16 protein-coding genes are annotated in these 13,658 nt (G+C 60.1%); 7 read left to right on the forward strand and 9 right to left on the reverse strand.

The genetic code is table 11. From position 1 onward, the window contains the following. Nucleotides 1-76: 76 nt before the first annotated feature. Both AC1DWG_RS01290 and AC1DWG_RS01295 read right to left on the reverse strand, forming a co-directional pair. Entirely contained in the window at nt 77-523 is a 447-nt protein-coding gene (locus tag AC1DWG_RS01290; RefSeq protein WP_477787150.1) for a hypothetical protein, read from the reverse strand. 436 nt (nt 524-959) lie between these two features. Next, nucleotides 960-1,220, reverse strand: a complete 261-nt coding sequence (locus tag AC1DWG_RS01295; protein WP_046038993.1) for an accessory factor UbiK family protein — start codon at nt 1,218-1,220, stop codon at nt 960-962. Between the two features lie 420 nt (nt 1,221-1,640). On the opposite strand from AC1DWG_RS01295, the gene glnK reads away from it, so the two are divergent. The 4 genes from glnK to sutA all read left to right on the forward strand — a co-directional run bounded on the left by glnK (nt 1,641) and on the right by sutA (nt 4,414). Next, nucleotides 1,641-1,979, forward strand: a complete 339-nt coding sequence (gene glnK / locus AC1DWG_RS01300) for a P-II family nitrogen regulator (RefSeq protein WP_002555808.1) — start codon at nt 1,641-1,643, stop codon at nt 1,977-1,979. Between the two features lie 35 nt (nt 1,980-2,014). Then, nucleotides 2,015-3,352 (forward strand): ammonium transporter, encoded by a 1,338-nt coding sequence (locus tag AC1DWG_RS01305; protein WP_477759735.1) that lies wholly within the window; start codon nt 2,015-2,017, stop codon nt 3,350-3,352. Between the two features lie 214 nt (nt 3,353-3,566). Next, nucleotides 3,567-3,992, forward strand: coding sequence for a secondary thiamine-phosphate synthase enzyme YjbQ (locus tag AC1DWG_RS01310; protein WP_008015517.1), 426 nt, complete (start codon nt 3,567-3,569; stop codon nt 3,990-3,992). 101 nt (nt 3,993-4,093) lie between these two features. Next, on the forward strand, nt 4,094-4,414 hold the full coding sequence (sutA, locus tag AC1DWG_RS01315; protein WP_108217207.1) for a transcriptional regulator SutA: 321 nt from the start codon (nt 4,094-4,096) through the stop codon (nt 4,412-4,414). A gap of 197 nt (nt 4,415-4,611) precedes the next feature. Here the strand turns inward: sutA and AC1DWG_RS01320 are convergent, their stop codons facing one another. Genes AC1DWG_RS01320 through lptM form a run of 6 tightly spaced genes read right to left on the reverse strand, consistent with a single transcriptional unit; the run spans nt 4,612 to nt 9,225 of the window. Continuing rightward, complete coding sequence (locus tag AC1DWG_RS01320; protein WP_477763023.1) at nt 4,612-5,319, reverse strand: HAD family hydrolase; 708 nt, start codon at nt 5,317-5,319, stop codon at nt 4,612-4,614. Further along, entirely contained in the window at nt 5,316-6,215 is a 900-nt protein-coding gene (gene xerC / locus AC1DWG_RS01325) for a tyrosine recombinase XerC (RefSeq protein ID WP_477763022.1), read from the reverse strand. The genes AC1DWG_RS01320 and xerC overlap by 4 nt, the downstream gene beginning before the upstream one ends. Nucleotides 6,216-6,217: 2 nt before the next feature. Next, the gene (locus AC1DWG_RS01330) at nt 6,218-6,943 is read right to left on the reverse strand and encodes a DUF484 family protein (protein WP_477752292.1); all 726 of its coding nucleotides are present in this window, start codon (nt 6,941-6,943) and stop codon (nt 6,218-6,220) included. A 13-nt stretch (nt 6,944-6,956) separates the two neighbouring features. Then, nucleotides 6,957-7,787, reverse strand: coding sequence for a diaminopimelate epimerase (gene dapF, locus AC1DWG_RS01335; RefSeq protein ID WP_150671962.1), 831 nt, complete (start codon nt 7,785-7,787; stop codon nt 6,957-6,959). A 4-nt stretch (nt 7,788-7,791) separates the two neighbouring features. Then, nucleotides 7,792-9,039 (reverse strand): diaminopimelate decarboxylase, encoded by a 1,248-nt coding sequence (gene lysA, locus AC1DWG_RS01340; RefSeq protein WP_477763021.1) that lies wholly within the window; start codon nt 9,037-9,039, stop codon nt 7,792-7,794. Nucleotides 9,040-9,048: 9 nt separating this feature from the next. Then, a complete protein-coding gene (gene lptM / locus AC1DWG_RS01345) occupies nt 9,049-9,225 on the reverse strand; it encodes an LPS translocon maturation chaperone LptM (protein ID WP_477752294.1) in 177 nt (58 codons plus the stop codon). A gap of 295 nt (nt 9,226-9,520) precedes the next feature. Here lptM and cyaY point away from each other — a divergent pair, with 295 nt between their 5' ends. From cyaY to rnk, 3 genes are all read left to right on the forward strand, one after another. Next, on the forward strand, nt 9,521-9,853 hold the full coding sequence (gene cyaY, locus AC1DWG_RS01350) for an iron donor protein CyaY (protein ID WP_007980802.1): 333 nt from the start codon (nt 9,521-9,523) through the stop codon (nt 9,851-9,853). A gap of 4 nt (nt 9,854-9,857) precedes the next feature. Continuing rightward, nucleotides 9,858-10,079 carry a DUF1289 domain-containing protein gene (locus AC1DWG_RS01355; RefSeq protein ID WP_477752295.1) on the forward strand — a complete coding sequence of 74 codons (222 nt, stop codon included), beginning with the start codon at nt 9,858-9,860 and terminating at the stop codon, nt 10,077-10,079. A 227-nt stretch (nt 10,080-10,306) separates the two neighbouring features. Further along, entirely contained in the window at nt 10,307-10,717 is a 411-nt protein-coding gene (gene rnk / locus AC1DWG_RS01360) for a nucleoside diphosphate kinase regulator (protein ID WP_007992229.1), read from the forward strand. A gap of 7 nt (nt 10,718-10,724) precedes the next feature. Here rnk and AC1DWG_RS01365 read toward each other — a convergent pair whose 3' ends face one another. Next, nucleotides 10,725-13,568, reverse strand: a complete 2,844-nt coding sequence (locus tag AC1DWG_RS01365; RefSeq protein WP_477763020.1) for a class I adenylate cyclase — start codon at nt 13,566-13,568, stop codon at nt 10,725-10,727. Nucleotides 13,569-13,658 lie beyond the last annotated feature (90 nt).

Raw genomic sequence — 13,658 nt, forward strand, 5'->3', positions numbered from 1 at the left:
TAAAATATAATCTATCGCCTGATAATATTGATACTTATGCAAGATTTTGCAAACCACTTAAGGCCCGCAACATGCTTCATTTCATGGTGATTACTACTGACCAGGCATAGGAGGACGGATTTGTTCTAGTTACCTTGATGTTGCAGGTGGCGCCGCCGCTAGGCGTTGCCGTATTATTCCATTTTGGGATTTTGGTCGCGCCTGGGCCAACAGTCTCCACAAATGTAGTTAAATAAATACATTTCTTTCTACCCATTTGATATCGCAAATTAGCATAGTTGTGGCCAGGAAACATCCGGCTTTGTATGGTGTACGTATCCGAGCCATTTGCAATTACGGACTCTTGTGGAGTAGGTGATGCGTTTACTTTTGTTATAACCTCATTGTTGGTTGTGGGGGTGTACGTAGCGGTCTGTGTTCCAAGGTTCTTGAATGTGACTGTCACAGGCGGCCCGGCGACAGCTGAACTTATGTGAAATGCAGTCAGCGCGAAAGCCGCAATTAAAGACTTATACAGTTTCATGGGTGTTGCTCCTTGTGGTGTTGGTAACAGCATTCCATTTAGAAGATTTTGTTCATCGCAAACTATTATCCAAGCCATGTAGCATGGGCTTGAACTTTCTCGAGCGGGTGCAGCTCCCGCATTCGAATGAAGGAAACTGCCTCTGATTTTCGTCAAACGAATCGGGTGGCAGTGATGCGCGGGTTGGCGAACCGGTGCCTCCGGAAAAAACCGGCAGACCCGAAGGTCTTCAGCTGAGAGTGAGCTTAGGAACCGGAGCTTTGCGACGCAATCGGACGGCGAATGAGATCTTTGTAGGAAGTTGCCGGGATTCTTGCGGGCTTGAAGATCACAGACTGCGGCAATTCCTACAGGTGATTCTGAAGGTCGTTCCGACCTTATCGCGAGCAAGCTCGCGCCCAAATTGGATCGGGTTTGATGGTGGGAGCTGGGGGGGTTACTCGGTCGGCGGATTCAGCTTCGCTTCCAGCTCCGCCACCTTCGCCTCAAGGCTCTCCAGCCGCGCCCGAGTGCGCGCCAGTACAACCATCTGGCTATCGAATTCTTCCCGACTCACCAGATCCAGTTTGCTGAAGCCACTTTGCAGCAACATTTTGAACTGGCTTTCGATTTCTGCTTTCGGCAGAGGCGTGTCGCCGCTGAAGAGGCGGGAGGCGGTGCCGGTGAGGGCGTCGAGGAAGTCTTTGGGCGCGAGCATGGGCAATGTCCTGGAAACAATGGCGGGCAGTGTATCACGCAGTGTCTATAGTTCTTTGCGCAGGCGAAGGGCGCACACTTTTCGCGCATGGGGACGGACGGCGTCGCACCGTTATTGTGCGTAACCCGGCGAGTGTTGTTGCGATATGGCGGACATCTGCCGGCAAAAGATTGAAAACTATGAGTTTTGTGGAGATGGCAAGGTTTCTGCTTAGATGCTGGTGACCCATGCACTGATGCAGTCGCTGTGACGAATGCAGTGCGCCAAGCGAAACACGGGGGAGTGCTTCGTGAGGAGCGGTTAGCTGGCGTCGAACGGGCAGGTAAGGCCGACGATGCGTTACAAAGCCAGGCACTGCGCTTAGACTTGAGACGGGTTTGTTTTCCTGGGGCAAGTTCACCAATTCGGGAGAGAGTTTTCATGAAGCTAGTCACTGCCATCATCAAGCCGTTCAAGCTGGACGACGTACGCGAGTCGCTGTCCGAGATCGGCGTGCAGGGCATTACCGTCACTGAAGTCAAAGGCTTTGGTCGGCAGAAGGGTCACACCGAGCTGTATCGCGGCGCGGAATACGTGGTCGATTTCCTGCCCAAGGTGAAGATCGACGTCGCCATCGACGACAAGGATCTGGACCGGGTAATCGAGGCCATCACCAAGGCTGCCAACACCGGCAAGATCGGTGACGGCAAGATCTTCGTGGTCAATCTGGAACAGGCGATTCGCATCCGTACCGGCGAAACCGATACCGACGCTATCTAAGCCGCCACAAACCCAACGCCCCAGGAGAAAACAATATGACTCTGCGTAAATTCGCAGGGCTAGGAGCCCTGTTGTCCATCGTAATGCCCAGCCTTGCCTTGGCGGCAGACGAAGTGGCGGCACCCGTCCTCAACTCCGGCGATACCGCCTGGATGATGACCTCTACAGCCTTGGTGCTGTTCATGACCATTCCCGGCCTTGCGCTGTTCTACGGCGGTATGGTCCGGTCGAAAAACATTCTTTCCGTGATGATGCAGTGCTTCGCCATTACTGGTCTGATCAGCGTCCTGTGGGTCATTTATGGCTACAGCATCGCGTTCGACACCACGGGCATGGAGCAGGGCGTCATCAACTTCAACTCGTTCTTCGGCGGCATGGGCAAGGCATTCCTCGCCGGCATCACGCCTGCCAGCCTGACCGGTCCTGCGGCGCTGTTCCCCGAGGCGGTGTTCGTCACCTTCCAGATGACCTTCGCGATCATCACCCCGGCGTTGATCGTCGGCGCCTTCGCCGAGCGGATGAAGTTCTCCGCGATGCTGGTTTTCATGGGCGTGTGGTTCACCCTGGTTTACGCGCCGATTGCGCACATGGTCTGGTCCGGTAACGGCGGCCTGTTGTGGGACTGGGGTGTTCTGGACTTCGCCGGTGGCACGGTGGTGCACATCAACGCCGGTGTGGCCGGTCTGGTTGCCTGCCTGGTGCTGGGCAAGCGTAAGGGCTTCCCGACCACGCCGATGGCGCCGCACAACCTCGGTTACACCTTGATGGGCGCGGCCATGCTGTGGGTCGGCTGGTTCGGTTTCAACGCCGGTTCCGCCGCTGCGGCCAACGGCACCGCCGGTATGGCGATGCTGGTGACGCAAATCGCTACCGCCGCTGCGGCGCTGGGCTGGATGTTTGCCGAGTGGATCACCCATGGCAAACCTAGCGCACTGGGTATCGCTTCGGGCGTGGTTGCCGGTCTGGTGGCAATCACCCCGGCTGCCGGCACCGTTGGCCCGATGGGCGCGCTGGTCATCGGTCTGGCGGCTGGCGTGGTGTGCTTCTTCTGCGCCACCACCCTGAAGCGCAAGCTTGGCTATGACGACTCCCTGGACGCCTTCGGCGTGCACGGTATCGGCGGTATCCTCGGCGCAATCCTGACCGGTGTGTTCGCAGCGCCGTCCCTGGGTGGCTTCGGCACCGTCACCGATATCGCCGCACAAGTGTGGATTCAGTGCAAAGGCGTGGGCTTCACGGTGATCTACACCGCGATCGCCACATTCATCATCCTCAAGGTGCTGGATGCGGTCATGGGCCTGCGCATTAACGAAGAAGAAGAAGCGGTCGGCATCGATCTGGCGCTTCACAACGAACGCGGCTACAACTTGTAAGCACGCGCATAAAAAACTTGCCCGGCTTGCCGGGCATTTTTTTGTCTGAAATTTGTCGTTGGAGGAACAGCTGAATGGTTTTTTCCTACAGGTTTTGCGATGTTTGCGCCGGGTGTTTTTGTGCGGTCGAAGGCTTACAGGATTGAAGGAATATTAGGGCCTTTGTTTTTTCCCAGAGCGCGCTAGAATGCGCCCCGAACGTGCGGAGAACTGTATGTGGCAACAGACTCTGATTACCTTGCGGGCGAGGCCTCGGGGCTTTCATCTGGTAACGGACGAGTTACTCGCCGGCCTGCCTGAACTCAAGGCGTGTCGGGTCGGTCTGTTGCATTTGTGGCTGCAGCATACCTCGGCGTCGTTGACCATCAACGAGAACGCCGATCCGGCGGTACGTCGCGACTTCGAACGATTTTTCAATCGTCTGATCCCACAAGGAACAGACGGCTATGAGCATAACGACGAAGGCCTGGACGACCTCCCGGCGCACTTCAAGGCCAGCGTGCTTGGCTGTCAGCTCAGTTTGCCGATTTCGGCAGGCCGGCTGGCGTTGGGGACCTGGCAAGGCGTTTACCTGGGCGAGCACCGTGATCATGGCGGTGCCCGCAAAGTCCTCGCCACCGTGCACGGTGAAGAGGCATAACCGCTGGTCAGCAGCGGCTGTTGATTTTTTTCCGGCAGCCTTCGACAGAGGGCAAAGCTGGGCTATAACTAATCTGCTTTTCGCAAGTCATGAGGTAGAACATGAGCGACGATGATCTGGAAAACGACGACCTCGAAGTAGGCGACGACGAAACCGAAGAAGGTCTGGAAGCAGCGGCGGAAGACGTCGCTGAAGACGACGGCGGTGATGCGCCGGTTCCGACCGCCAAAGGCAAGGCCAAGGCAGCGGTATCGGTCGATGAGCTGCCGAGTGTCGAAGCCAAGAACAAGGAACGCGATGCTCTCGCGCGGGCCATGGAGGAGTTTTTGGCCAAGGGTGGCAAGGTGCAGGAAGTGGAGGCCAATGTGGTCGCCGATCCGCCCAAGAAGCCGGACAACAAGTACGGCAGCCGGCCTATCTGAGCCTGCTACCCGCTTGCTGAAAAAGCCCGCCGTCGCTGCGGGCTTTTTCGTGCCTGAAACAATATACAAGGGCGATGCGCAATCCATTGTAGGAGCCGGCTTGCCGGCGAAGGGTCCTTTGGACTTGTGCAGCTTTTGAGGGCGCTTTCGCTGGCAAGCCAGCTCCTACAGGGTGTTGTGGTGGTACAGGTTTTGGGTCAAAGCCTGTCGGTATTCCACCGCGCCAGCAACGCCGGCAGCTCGGTCAGGCTGCGAATCTCCGCATCCGGCAGTCGTTCTGCTTCCCAGACCTTGCCTGCCGGGTTGAACCAGATTGCCCGCAACCCGGCCTGTTGCGCCCCGGCAATGTCATCACCCGGATGATCGCCGATGTGCACCGCCGTTTGAGCGGTCGCACCACCCCGTTGCAACGCCTCATGAAACAGTCGCGCATCGGGTTTGGCGATGCCGATGTCTTCGGCACACAACGCAAACTTGAAGTAGTCCGCCAGCCCCAGCCGACGCACATCGGCGTTGCCATTGGTGACCACGCCGAGGGCGTAATGGTTGGCGAGGATTTCCAGGGTCGGTTCGACCTCCGGAAACACATCGATCTGATGGCGAGCGTGCAGAAACACTTCAAAACTCTTGTCCGCCAGATCCGACGCCTCGTGATGTCCGTAACCGGACTCTTCCAGCGCATGGAACAGCACTCGCCGACGCAGGGCGCTGATGCGGTGCTTGAGGCTTGGCTCGTTGCTCAATACACGCTCGCGAATAGCCCACAGGTGCTCCACCGGCACTGCCCCAAGGTTGGGCGCGTGCTCGGTCAGCCATTCACGCAAAACGGCTTCGGCGCTGACGATCACGGGGGCGGTGTCCCACAGGGTGTCGTCGAGGTCGAAGGTGATCAACTGAATACTCATGAATCGTCGCCTTTCATGCGTTTGGCCCGTGGGTGGGCGCTGTCGTAGACCGCTGCCAGATGCTGGAAGTCCAGGTGGGTGTAGATCTGCGTGGTCTTGATGTCCGAGTGGCCGAGCAGTTCCTGCACCGCGCGCAGGTCCTGGGAGGACTCCAGCAAATGGCTGGCGAAGGAGTGCCGCAGCATGTGCGGGTGCAGGTTCTGCCCCAGTTCGCGCTCACCCGCAGCCTTGACCCGCACCTGGATCGCCCGCGGGCCGAGACGCCGGCCTTGCTGGCTGACAAACACCGCATCGTCTGCCGGGTTGGCCATGGCCCGCAGAGGCAGCCACTGTTCCAGCGCCTCGCGGGCCTTTTTGCCTACCGGCAGCAGGCGAGTCTTGCTGCCTTTGCCAAGCACCTGGACCATGCCGTCGGCCAGGTCGAGCTGATCGAGATTGAGCCCCGTCAACTCCGACAGCCGCAGGCCGGAGGAATAGAACAGCTCGAGAATCGCCTGGTCCCGACGCGCCAGAAAGTCATCTTCAATCCCGCCTTCAAGCAGTTGCAGAGCGCGGTCGGTGTCGAGAGTTTTCGGCAGGCGGCGTTCGCCTTTCGGCGGCGCAAGACCATTGGCCGGATCGTGGTCGCACAGACCTTCGCGGTTCAAGTAGTGATAGAGCCCGCGAACGGCCGACAGCAATCGCGCCAGGCTGCGGGACGATTGGCCCTGGGCGTGCAAACGGGCAATCAGGCTGCGCAGGCGCTGGATGTCCAGCGCCGCCCAACTGCCGATGCTCTGTTTGACGCACCAGCCCAGCACTTTATCGAGGTCGCGGCGGTAGGCCGACAGCGTGTGCGGCGACACTTGCCGCTCACTGCGCAGGTGTTCGCAGTAAGCGTCCAGTTGCCGTTCCATGTTCAGCGTACCGAGCGCAGGGAGTTGTTGACCCGTGGCAGCACGCGACCCATGACTTCAGCGATGTAGCTCAGGAACAGGGTGCCCACCGAGCTTTTGTAGTGCTGCGGATCACGGCTGGCGATGGCCAGGATGCCGTGGATGCCTTGGTGGCTGATGACAACGACCGCGGTGGAGCCAATCTGCTTGCGCTGTTCTTCACCGAACAGGAAGTCCAGTTCGTGCTCGCGCAGGCTGCCGCTGACGCTTTTGTCTTCCGAGAGCAAGCCGCCGATGGCCACTTGTGCTTCGGCGTGAGTGGCCCAGCGGCCGACCGGCATGGCGTTGTCGCCGAGCAGGATGAGGCTGACGAAGGGCACCTGGAACTCTTGGCGCAGACTGTCTTCGACGCACATCACCACGTCTTCCAGGCTGGCGGCATCCATCAACGCCAGGATCAGGCGACGGGTCTTGTCGAACAGCCGGTCGTTGTCCCGGGCCACGTCCATCAAATGCGAAAGGCGATGACGCAGTTCAATGTTGCGGTCGCGCAGGATCGTCATCTGTCGTTCCACCAGCGACACGGTATCGCCGCGTCGATGGGGAATACGCAGGGACGGGAGCAGTTCTTCGTGCTCGACGAAGAAGTCCGGATGAGCCTCCAGGTAGGCGGCAACAGCCGCCGCCTCCAGGCTTTCGGACGGTGATTCGTCAGCTTGTCGTGCGGGTACCTGAGGCTTGTCGGTCATGGATTTCGCTCACTCAAAGACGCACTTGTCCTTCATATACGCGCACTGCCGGGCCGGTCATCATCACCGGTTGGCCAGGGCCTGCCCATTCGATGGACAGACGCCCGCCTGGCAGGTCGATCAATAGCGGCGAATCCATCCACCCCTGGCTGATCGCGGCCACTGCGGCGGCACAGGCGCCGGTTCCGCAGGCCTGGGTTTCCCCGGCTCCACGCTCCCAGACGCGCAACTGCGCGCGGCTCCGGTCGATGACCTGGAGAAAACCGACATTGACCCGTGCCGGGAAGCGCGGGTGATGTTCGATTTTCGGCCCTAGTTCATGCACCGGCGCATTGTTGATATCGCTGACCCGCAGCACGGCATGGGGGTTGCCCATGGACACGGCAGCCAGATCGACCGGGGTGCCGTCGACGTCGACCTGATAACTCTTGGCCTGCTCCGGCGCCTGGAACGGAATATCCGCAGGCACCAGACGCGGGGCGCCCATGTTGACGCCGATCTGGCCGTCGTTTCGCACGTCCAGTTCGATGACGCCGCTTTTGGTCTCGACGCGGATCTGCCGTTTTGCGGTCAGGCGCTTGTCCAGTACGAAGCGGGCGAAGCAGCGCGCACCGTTACCGCACTGTTCCACTTCGGAACCGTCGGAGTTGAAGATCCGATAGCGGAAGTCCACGTCCGGGTTACTCGGCGCCTCGACGATCAGCAACTGGTCGAAACCGATGCCGGTGTGCCGGTCACCCCATTGCTTGGCGTGCTTGGGCAGAATATGTGCGTGCTGGCTGACCAGGTCGAGGACCATGAAGTCATTGCCCAGGCCGTGCATCTTGGTAAAACGCAGCAGCATGTTTTTACTCCGGCAGCAGGCTTTCGCCAGCAAACAACTCGGCTACCGTCTCACGGCGACGCACTTCAAATGCCTGATCACCGTCCACCAACACTTCAGCGGTACGGCCGCGGGTGTTGTAGTTGGAGCTCATGACAAACCCATAGGCACCGGCCGAATGCACGGCCAGCAGGTCGCCTTCTTCCAGTGCAAGTTGACGATCCTTGGCCAGGAAGTCGCCGGTCTCGCAGATCGGGCCGACGATGTCGTAGGCGCGAGCAGCAGAGGTGCGCGGGCGCACGGCAGTGACGTCCATCCAGGCTTGATACAGCGCCGGACGGATCAGGTCGTTCATCGCGGCGTCGACGATGGCGAAGTCTTTGTGCTCGGTGTGCTTGAGGTACTCGACCTGGGTCAGCAATACACCGGCATTGGCCACGATGAAGCGGCCCGGCTCGAACACCAGCGCCAGGTCGCGGCCGTCGAGGCGTTCACGCACGGCTTTGATGTAGTCGGCAGCCAGTGGCGGCTCCTCGTCCTTGTATCGCACGCCCAGGCCACCACCGAGATCGATGTGGCGCAGGTAGATGCCACAATCGCCGAGGCGGTCGACCAGGCCCAGCAGGCGGTCGAGAGCGTCGATGAACGGCGGCAGGGTGGTCAGTTGCGAGCCGATGTGGCAATCGACGCCGACCACTTCCAGGTTCGGCAGCTGCGCGGCACGCACGTACACGTCTTCGGCGTCGGCGATGGCGATGCCGAACTTGTTCTCTTTGAGACCAGTGGAAATGTACGGGTGGGTGCCGGCATCGACATCCGGGTTCACGCGCAGCGAAATCGGCGCGCTAACGCCCAGTTCGGCGGCGACCACTTGCAGGCGTTCCAGCTCGTCGGTGGATTCGACATTGAAGCAGTGCACGCCGACTTCCAGGGCGCGACGCATGTCGTCACGGGTCTTGCCGACGCCGGAAAACACAATCTTGTCGGCGCTGCCGCCAGCGGCCAGTACGCGTTCCAGTTCGCCACGGGAGACGATGTCGAAACCGGCGCCCAAACGCGCCAGGACATTCAGGACACCCAGGTTGGAGTTGGCCTTGACCGCGAAGCACACCAGGTGCGGCGTGCCGGCCAGTGCATCGGCGTAAGCCAGGTATTGGGCTTCGATGTGTGCACGGGAGTAAACGTAAGTCGGTGTGCCAAAGCGCTCGGCGATTGCAGAGAGGGCAACACCTTCCGCGAACAGTTCACCGTCACGGTAGTTAAAAGCGTCCATGAGGTTCCCTTATTGGTAGACGTCGTGCTTGTGTGCTTTGGAGGCAGGCTGCTGCTGTGACGATTTGGCCTGCTCGGCAGGGTCCTGATTTTCGTCAGGCAGGTACAGCGGGCCTTTTTGACCGCAGGCAGACAGCAGGCAGGCAACCGCGAGGAGCGCAGCAAGGGAGGAGATCAGGCGCTTCATGGCGAAATCCTTGAAAATGCATTAATTGCGCCGGAGTATACCGGCCACCCGGCAGCTTGCCTATGCAGCGGACCGCCCGTCTGGCGGGGCTTGGGCAGGTGCAGGTCGGTAACGTGCAATCCGTGTGGGAGCGAGCCTGCTCGCGAAAGCGGTGTGTCAGCCAACGAACAGGTTGAATGTACCTGCCATTCGCAAGCAAGCTCGCTTCCACAGGTCGTTATCCTTTGCAATCGATAGGGCTCGGTCGTATCTTGCGGCGCTTGAGCCTGATCAGACACTTTTTGAGGTTGCCGTAATGAGTTTGTCCGAAGCGCGTTTCCATGACCTGGTCGATGCCACCCAGCAAACCCTGGAGGACATCTTTGACGACAGCGATCTGGATATCGATCTGGAGAGCTCGGCCGGTGTGCTGACCGTCAAGTTCGAGAACGGTAGCCAGTTGATCTTCAGTCGCCAGGAGCCGCTGCGTCAGCTGTGGCTGGCAGCGGTTTCCGGCGGTTTCCACTTCGACTACGACGAAGAAAGCGAGCGCTGGATGTGCGACAAGAGCGAAGAGCAGTTGGGTGAAATGCTCGAGCGTATCGTCCAGCAACAGGCTGGCGTCGAGCTCGATTTCGAAGGCCTGTGAGATCGTGACCCAGCCTGCGCCTGTCCGTGCGCCCAAGCCGCTCTACAGCAATGTCAGCCTGGCGGTGCCGTCGCCCTGCAGCGGTGTCTGTCGGCTGGACGAACAGAAAGTCTGCCTGGGGTGCTTTCGTCATGTCGAAGATATTCGTGAGTGGCGTTCGGCCGATGACGAACGTCGGCGGGTGATTTGCGCGCAGGCTTCGAATCGCAAGGCTGGCGCTCTGTAGGAGCTGCCGAAGGCTGCGATCTTTTGGCAGCTCTGAAGATTGCCGAAGAACAAGATCAAAAGATCGCAGCCTGCGGCAGCTCCTACGCCGCCGCGTGGCGGCTTGTATATTTTTTGAGCTGTGATAGTGTCCGGAAATGCCTCAACCCACCGAGGCTTATGAAAACCCCGCCTTTTTCTGGCGGGGTTTTGCTTTTTTCGTGCAGAAGAAAGGAGTCTGCCCAGATCATGACCGCACCTTCCATCACCCTTACCCGTCTGGACGTCCAGCGTCTGGAGCGTCTGATCGACAGCCTGGACGAGACGCTGCCGGGCGTTATTGCGCTGCAAACCGAACTGGATCGCGCCGATACCGTGGTCGGCCACGATGAAGTGCCGGCGGATGTCGTGACCATGAATTCCCGTGTGCATTGCCGAGAAGAAGGCAGTGGCAAGGACTACCACCTGACCCTGGTGTACCCCAAGGATGCGAATGCCGACGAAGGCAAGGTCTCGATCCTGGCGCCGGTGGGCAGCGCGCTGCTTGGCCTGAAGGTTGGTCAGCATATCGATTGGCCGGCTCCGGGCGGCAAGACCCTGAAGCTGACGCTGCTGGAAGTCGAATCGCAGCCGGCCAATGGCGGCGCGTTCCCCGAGTGACACCCCCTCAGACCTGATCGAGCGCCTCGTTCAACGCGTGCTCCAGGTCGGCTTTGTAGCGCAGGTACAGATGGGTGGAACTCTGACCTTCGCCCAGCAGGCCTGACAGGTCGAGGTCGGTGATGTAGCCGCGGTAGCGTTCGGCTTCCCGGCGCTGCCCGACGATTTCCCGGGCGACCACGCTGAACAGCTGGTCGCCATGCTCCAACTCGGAAAACTCCCGTTGATTGCAATACAGCGTGACCTGCACCTGACCCGGTGCGGCTTTGCCGACGATCGCCTGCACGTCGTAGAACGGCTTGTTCACCGGTGTCTGCGGTACCGGTCGGGCTTCGATGCGGCGCGCCCGGCCAGAGCCTGACGGCAGCAACTGGCAATACAGGGTGTCGAGGTTCAAGGGGGGGGCAGCATCCATTGGCAACAGGGTATCGCGACGGTGCTGGATCGATTGCAGGAAACGTTGCAGCGGCACCAGCAGGCTTTGCTCGTTGTGCCAGGGCAGGCGTTGCTGCCACAGGGCATTGAACTCATCGAGCACGTACAGATCGGCCTGATTTTCGTTGACCCGATAGAACACTTGTATGCAGTCCGGCTGGCCCGTCGGCAGGAACAGCGCGAGGTCGTGGTCTTCCAGTGCCTTCGGATCCAGGTGCAACGGGCTGTAGCTGGCCATTTCCTCGCCCAGGTAATCGATCAGCGCCGGTAGAGTGGCCAGCGCGATGTGCTGGACCTGGCCGGGCACCAACTCCAGCACGTGGTAGTGCTGCTGGACCTGGATCAGGTAGCGATGATTGAGCCGGCTCAACAGCAGGTTCTGCGCGGTATCGAGGATTTCCTCCACCCGTTGGGCAATGAACTGCGCGCGGTTATGGCAGAAGCAACGTACCCGCAGCTTCGGCTGATGTGGCCCGGCCGGCAGGTTGTTGAGGTAATCGCGGATGCAGTCGAGCAGGGCGTGGGGGCCGTCGTAGCGACCGACCAGCACTTCATTCCAGCTGTTGAGTGTGACCTGGTCCAGGGTCAGCACCAGGTTTTCCCGGACACCGGCGTAGCTCAGGGAATCGGTGCGCTCGGTGGTCATCAGGATGTTCAGGTCGCGATGGTGCTTGAGCGGATCGATGCCGACATTTACCAGAATCAGCACTTCACTCGGCACGCTGGCGCGCAGCAGCGGTTCTTCGGCGACGGTGGGCAAGGGCAGGGCGATGGTCTGTTGCAGGCTGCGGAGCAAGTTGAACAGTTCGAATTCGCTCAAGTCGCTGGTGCCGGGGTGTAAGGCCAGGCGGGTACTGCTGTCGATCACGCCATTGCGGTGGCACCAGGTCAACAGTTCCAGCAAGTGGCGGCTGCGTTTGATCGGCGCGAAATGTTCCCACTCCAGCGCCGTCAGGTTGCCGTTGTACAAGCCCCACTGGCTTTGCCCCGGTTCTTTCCTCTTCGGTGCGTGCACCAGCGTCAGGGTGTCTTCAGCCAGGTCCGGGGCGATACCGGGGTTGATGAACTCGACTTTGCCGGCCTTGCGCTCGAACGCGGCGTACAGGCGACGGCCGAGGACACTCAGGTCGCGCTTGTTGATGCGGCTGACCGTTTGTTCGTGACGGGCAAACTGTGTGAGAAAGCGGTAGCTGTAGTTCAGTTCATTGACCAGCGCCCGCCGCTCGGAGCTGACCTGGCGGATTTTCCACTGACTGCGGCTATCGAGCAGGGCCAGTTGGCGCTGGTCCCAGTGCCATTCGCGGGCCAGGCGCTCGAGCAAAGAGCGTTGCCAGCTCTGGGTGCGGCTGCTGCCGGTCAGTTTGCGATTGACCTTCAGGTACAGCGCGCGACGCACCAGCTCCAGCCTTTCCGGTTCGTTGCGGGCGACCAGGTATTCCTCGATGCGCCGGTACACCACGACATACGGGTCCAGCTCGTCGAGGTCGAGCCGGTTGGCGAATACCGCTTGTTTGAAGCGCAGGCTCAGGCAATGGACCCTTGGGTGTTCACTGGCGTAAACCTCGGTCAGCAACAGCTTGAGTACCGATTTGTAGGGTGACTCGATGCCCTTGAATAACTGCCAGAGCCCGGCGCCGATAAATTCACCGGGCGGGATGAAGGCCAGGTTGCCGAGGTCGAGGGTTTCATCGGCGCGGATGAAGCGTTTGGAGATCAAGGTATGGGTGTATCGGTCGTAGCTCGACTCTTCGTAGACCGGCACCAGCCACCAGATCGGTGTACGTCCGGCCAGCCAGATCGCGGTGCGGTAAAACTCGTCCAGCAACAGGTAGTGCTGGGTGGTGCCGCAATCTTCCGAACTCAGCTGGGTATCGCGCTCGCCCCGGACGAAACGGGTCGGGTCGATCAGAAAGAAGTGCGCCTCGGCACCCTGGCTGGCGGCCCAGACTTCCAGCAACTGGCATTTTTTGTGCAGTTCGGCGAGTTCGTTCTCGGTCAGGTCCGGCCCATGGCAGACCCACACATCCATGTCGCTCTGGTCGGCCTGAGCCAGGGTGCCGAGGCTGCCCATCAGGAACAGTCCGTGAATCGGCCGGGGCGGGTTGCTGCCGTGGCGCGGTTTGTAGGAAAACGATCGGGTCAGGCGCTGGGCTTCAGCGAGGACATTGGCATCCGGTTCGAAATTCGACAGCCCGGCCGGCGTACTGCCGCAAACGTAGCCGGGCAACAGCGGATGGTTCACGTGGAAAAACAGCGGCAGCAAGGTCAGGACCTCTTGCTGGCGGGTCGACAACCCTTCCATGGCGCGAGCCATGCGTCCTTCGTTGAGTTTCAGAAAGCGTGCGCGCAGCTGGCTGAGAACCTTGCGGTCGATTCCCTCGTCCAGATCGGGGCGGATTTCATGGTTGCGGGTCATGTCAGCTCAAACCGGCTCGCAGGGCTCGGACGTGGGGCTCTTCGGATGAGGGGCAGTTTAGCGTCTTGAGGCGAGGACCTTTAAGCTGAT

The organism is Pseudomonas sp. P4_B3, assembly GCF_056402295.1.

Excerpts from the sequence above, each read along its gene's own strand:
- AC1DWG_RS01290 (WP_477787150.1), bottom strand. The coding sequence starts at position 523 with ATGAAACTGTATAAGTCTTTAATTGCGGCTTTCGCGCTGACTGCATTT.
- AC1DWG_RS01295 (WP_046038993.1), bottom strand. The coding sequence starts at position 1,220 with ATGCTCGCGCCCAAAGACTTCCTCGACGCCCTCACCGGCACCGCCTCC.
- glnK (WP_002555808.1), top strand. The coding sequence starts at position 1,641 with ATGAAGCTAGTCACTGCCATCATCAAGCCGTTCAAGCTGGACGACGTA.
- AC1DWG_RS01305 (WP_477759735.1), top strand. The coding sequence starts at position 2,015 with ATGACTCTGCGTAAATTCGCAGGGCTAGGAGCCCTGTTGTCCATCGTA.
- AC1DWG_RS01310 (WP_008015517.1), top strand. The coding sequence starts at position 3,567 with ATGTGGCAACAGACTCTGATTACCTTGCGGGCGAGGCCTCGGGGCTTT.
- sutA (WP_108217207.1), top strand. The coding sequence starts at position 4,094 with ATGAGCGACGATGATCTGGAAAACGACGACCTCGAAGTAGGCGACGAC.
- AC1DWG_RS01320 (WP_477763023.1), bottom strand. The coding sequence starts at position 5,319 with ATGAGTATTCAGTTGATCACCTTCGACCTCGACGACACCCTGTGGGAC.
- xerC (WP_477763022.1), bottom strand. The coding sequence starts at position 6,215 with ATGGAACGGCAACTGGACGCTTACTGCGAACACCTGCGCAGTGAGCGG.
- AC1DWG_RS01330 (WP_477752292.1), bottom strand. The coding sequence starts at position 6,943 with ATGACCGACAAGCCTCAGGTACCCGCACGACAAGCTGACGAATCACCG.
- dapF (WP_150671962.1), bottom strand. The coding sequence starts at position 7,787 with ATGCTGCTGCGTTTTACCAAGATGCACGGCCTGGGCAATGACTTCATG.
- lysA (WP_477763021.1), bottom strand. The coding sequence starts at position 9,039 with ATGGACGCTTTTAACTACCGTGACGGTGAACTGTTCGCGGAAGGTGTT.
- lptM (WP_477752294.1), bottom strand. The coding sequence starts at position 9,225 with ATGAAGCGCCTGATCTCCTCCCTTGCTGCGCTCCTCGCGGTTGCCTGC.
- cyaY (WP_007980802.1), top strand. The coding sequence starts at position 9,521 with ATGAGTTTGTCCGAAGCGCGTTTCCATGACCTGGTCGATGCCACCCAG.
- rnk (WP_007992229.1), top strand. The coding sequence starts at position 10,307 with ATGACCGCACCTTCCATCACCCTTACCCGTCTGGACGTCCAGCGTCTG.
- AC1DWG_RS01365 (WP_477763020.1), bottom strand. The coding sequence starts at position 13,568 with ATGACCCGCAACCATGAAATCCGCCCCGATCTGGACGAGGGAATCGAC.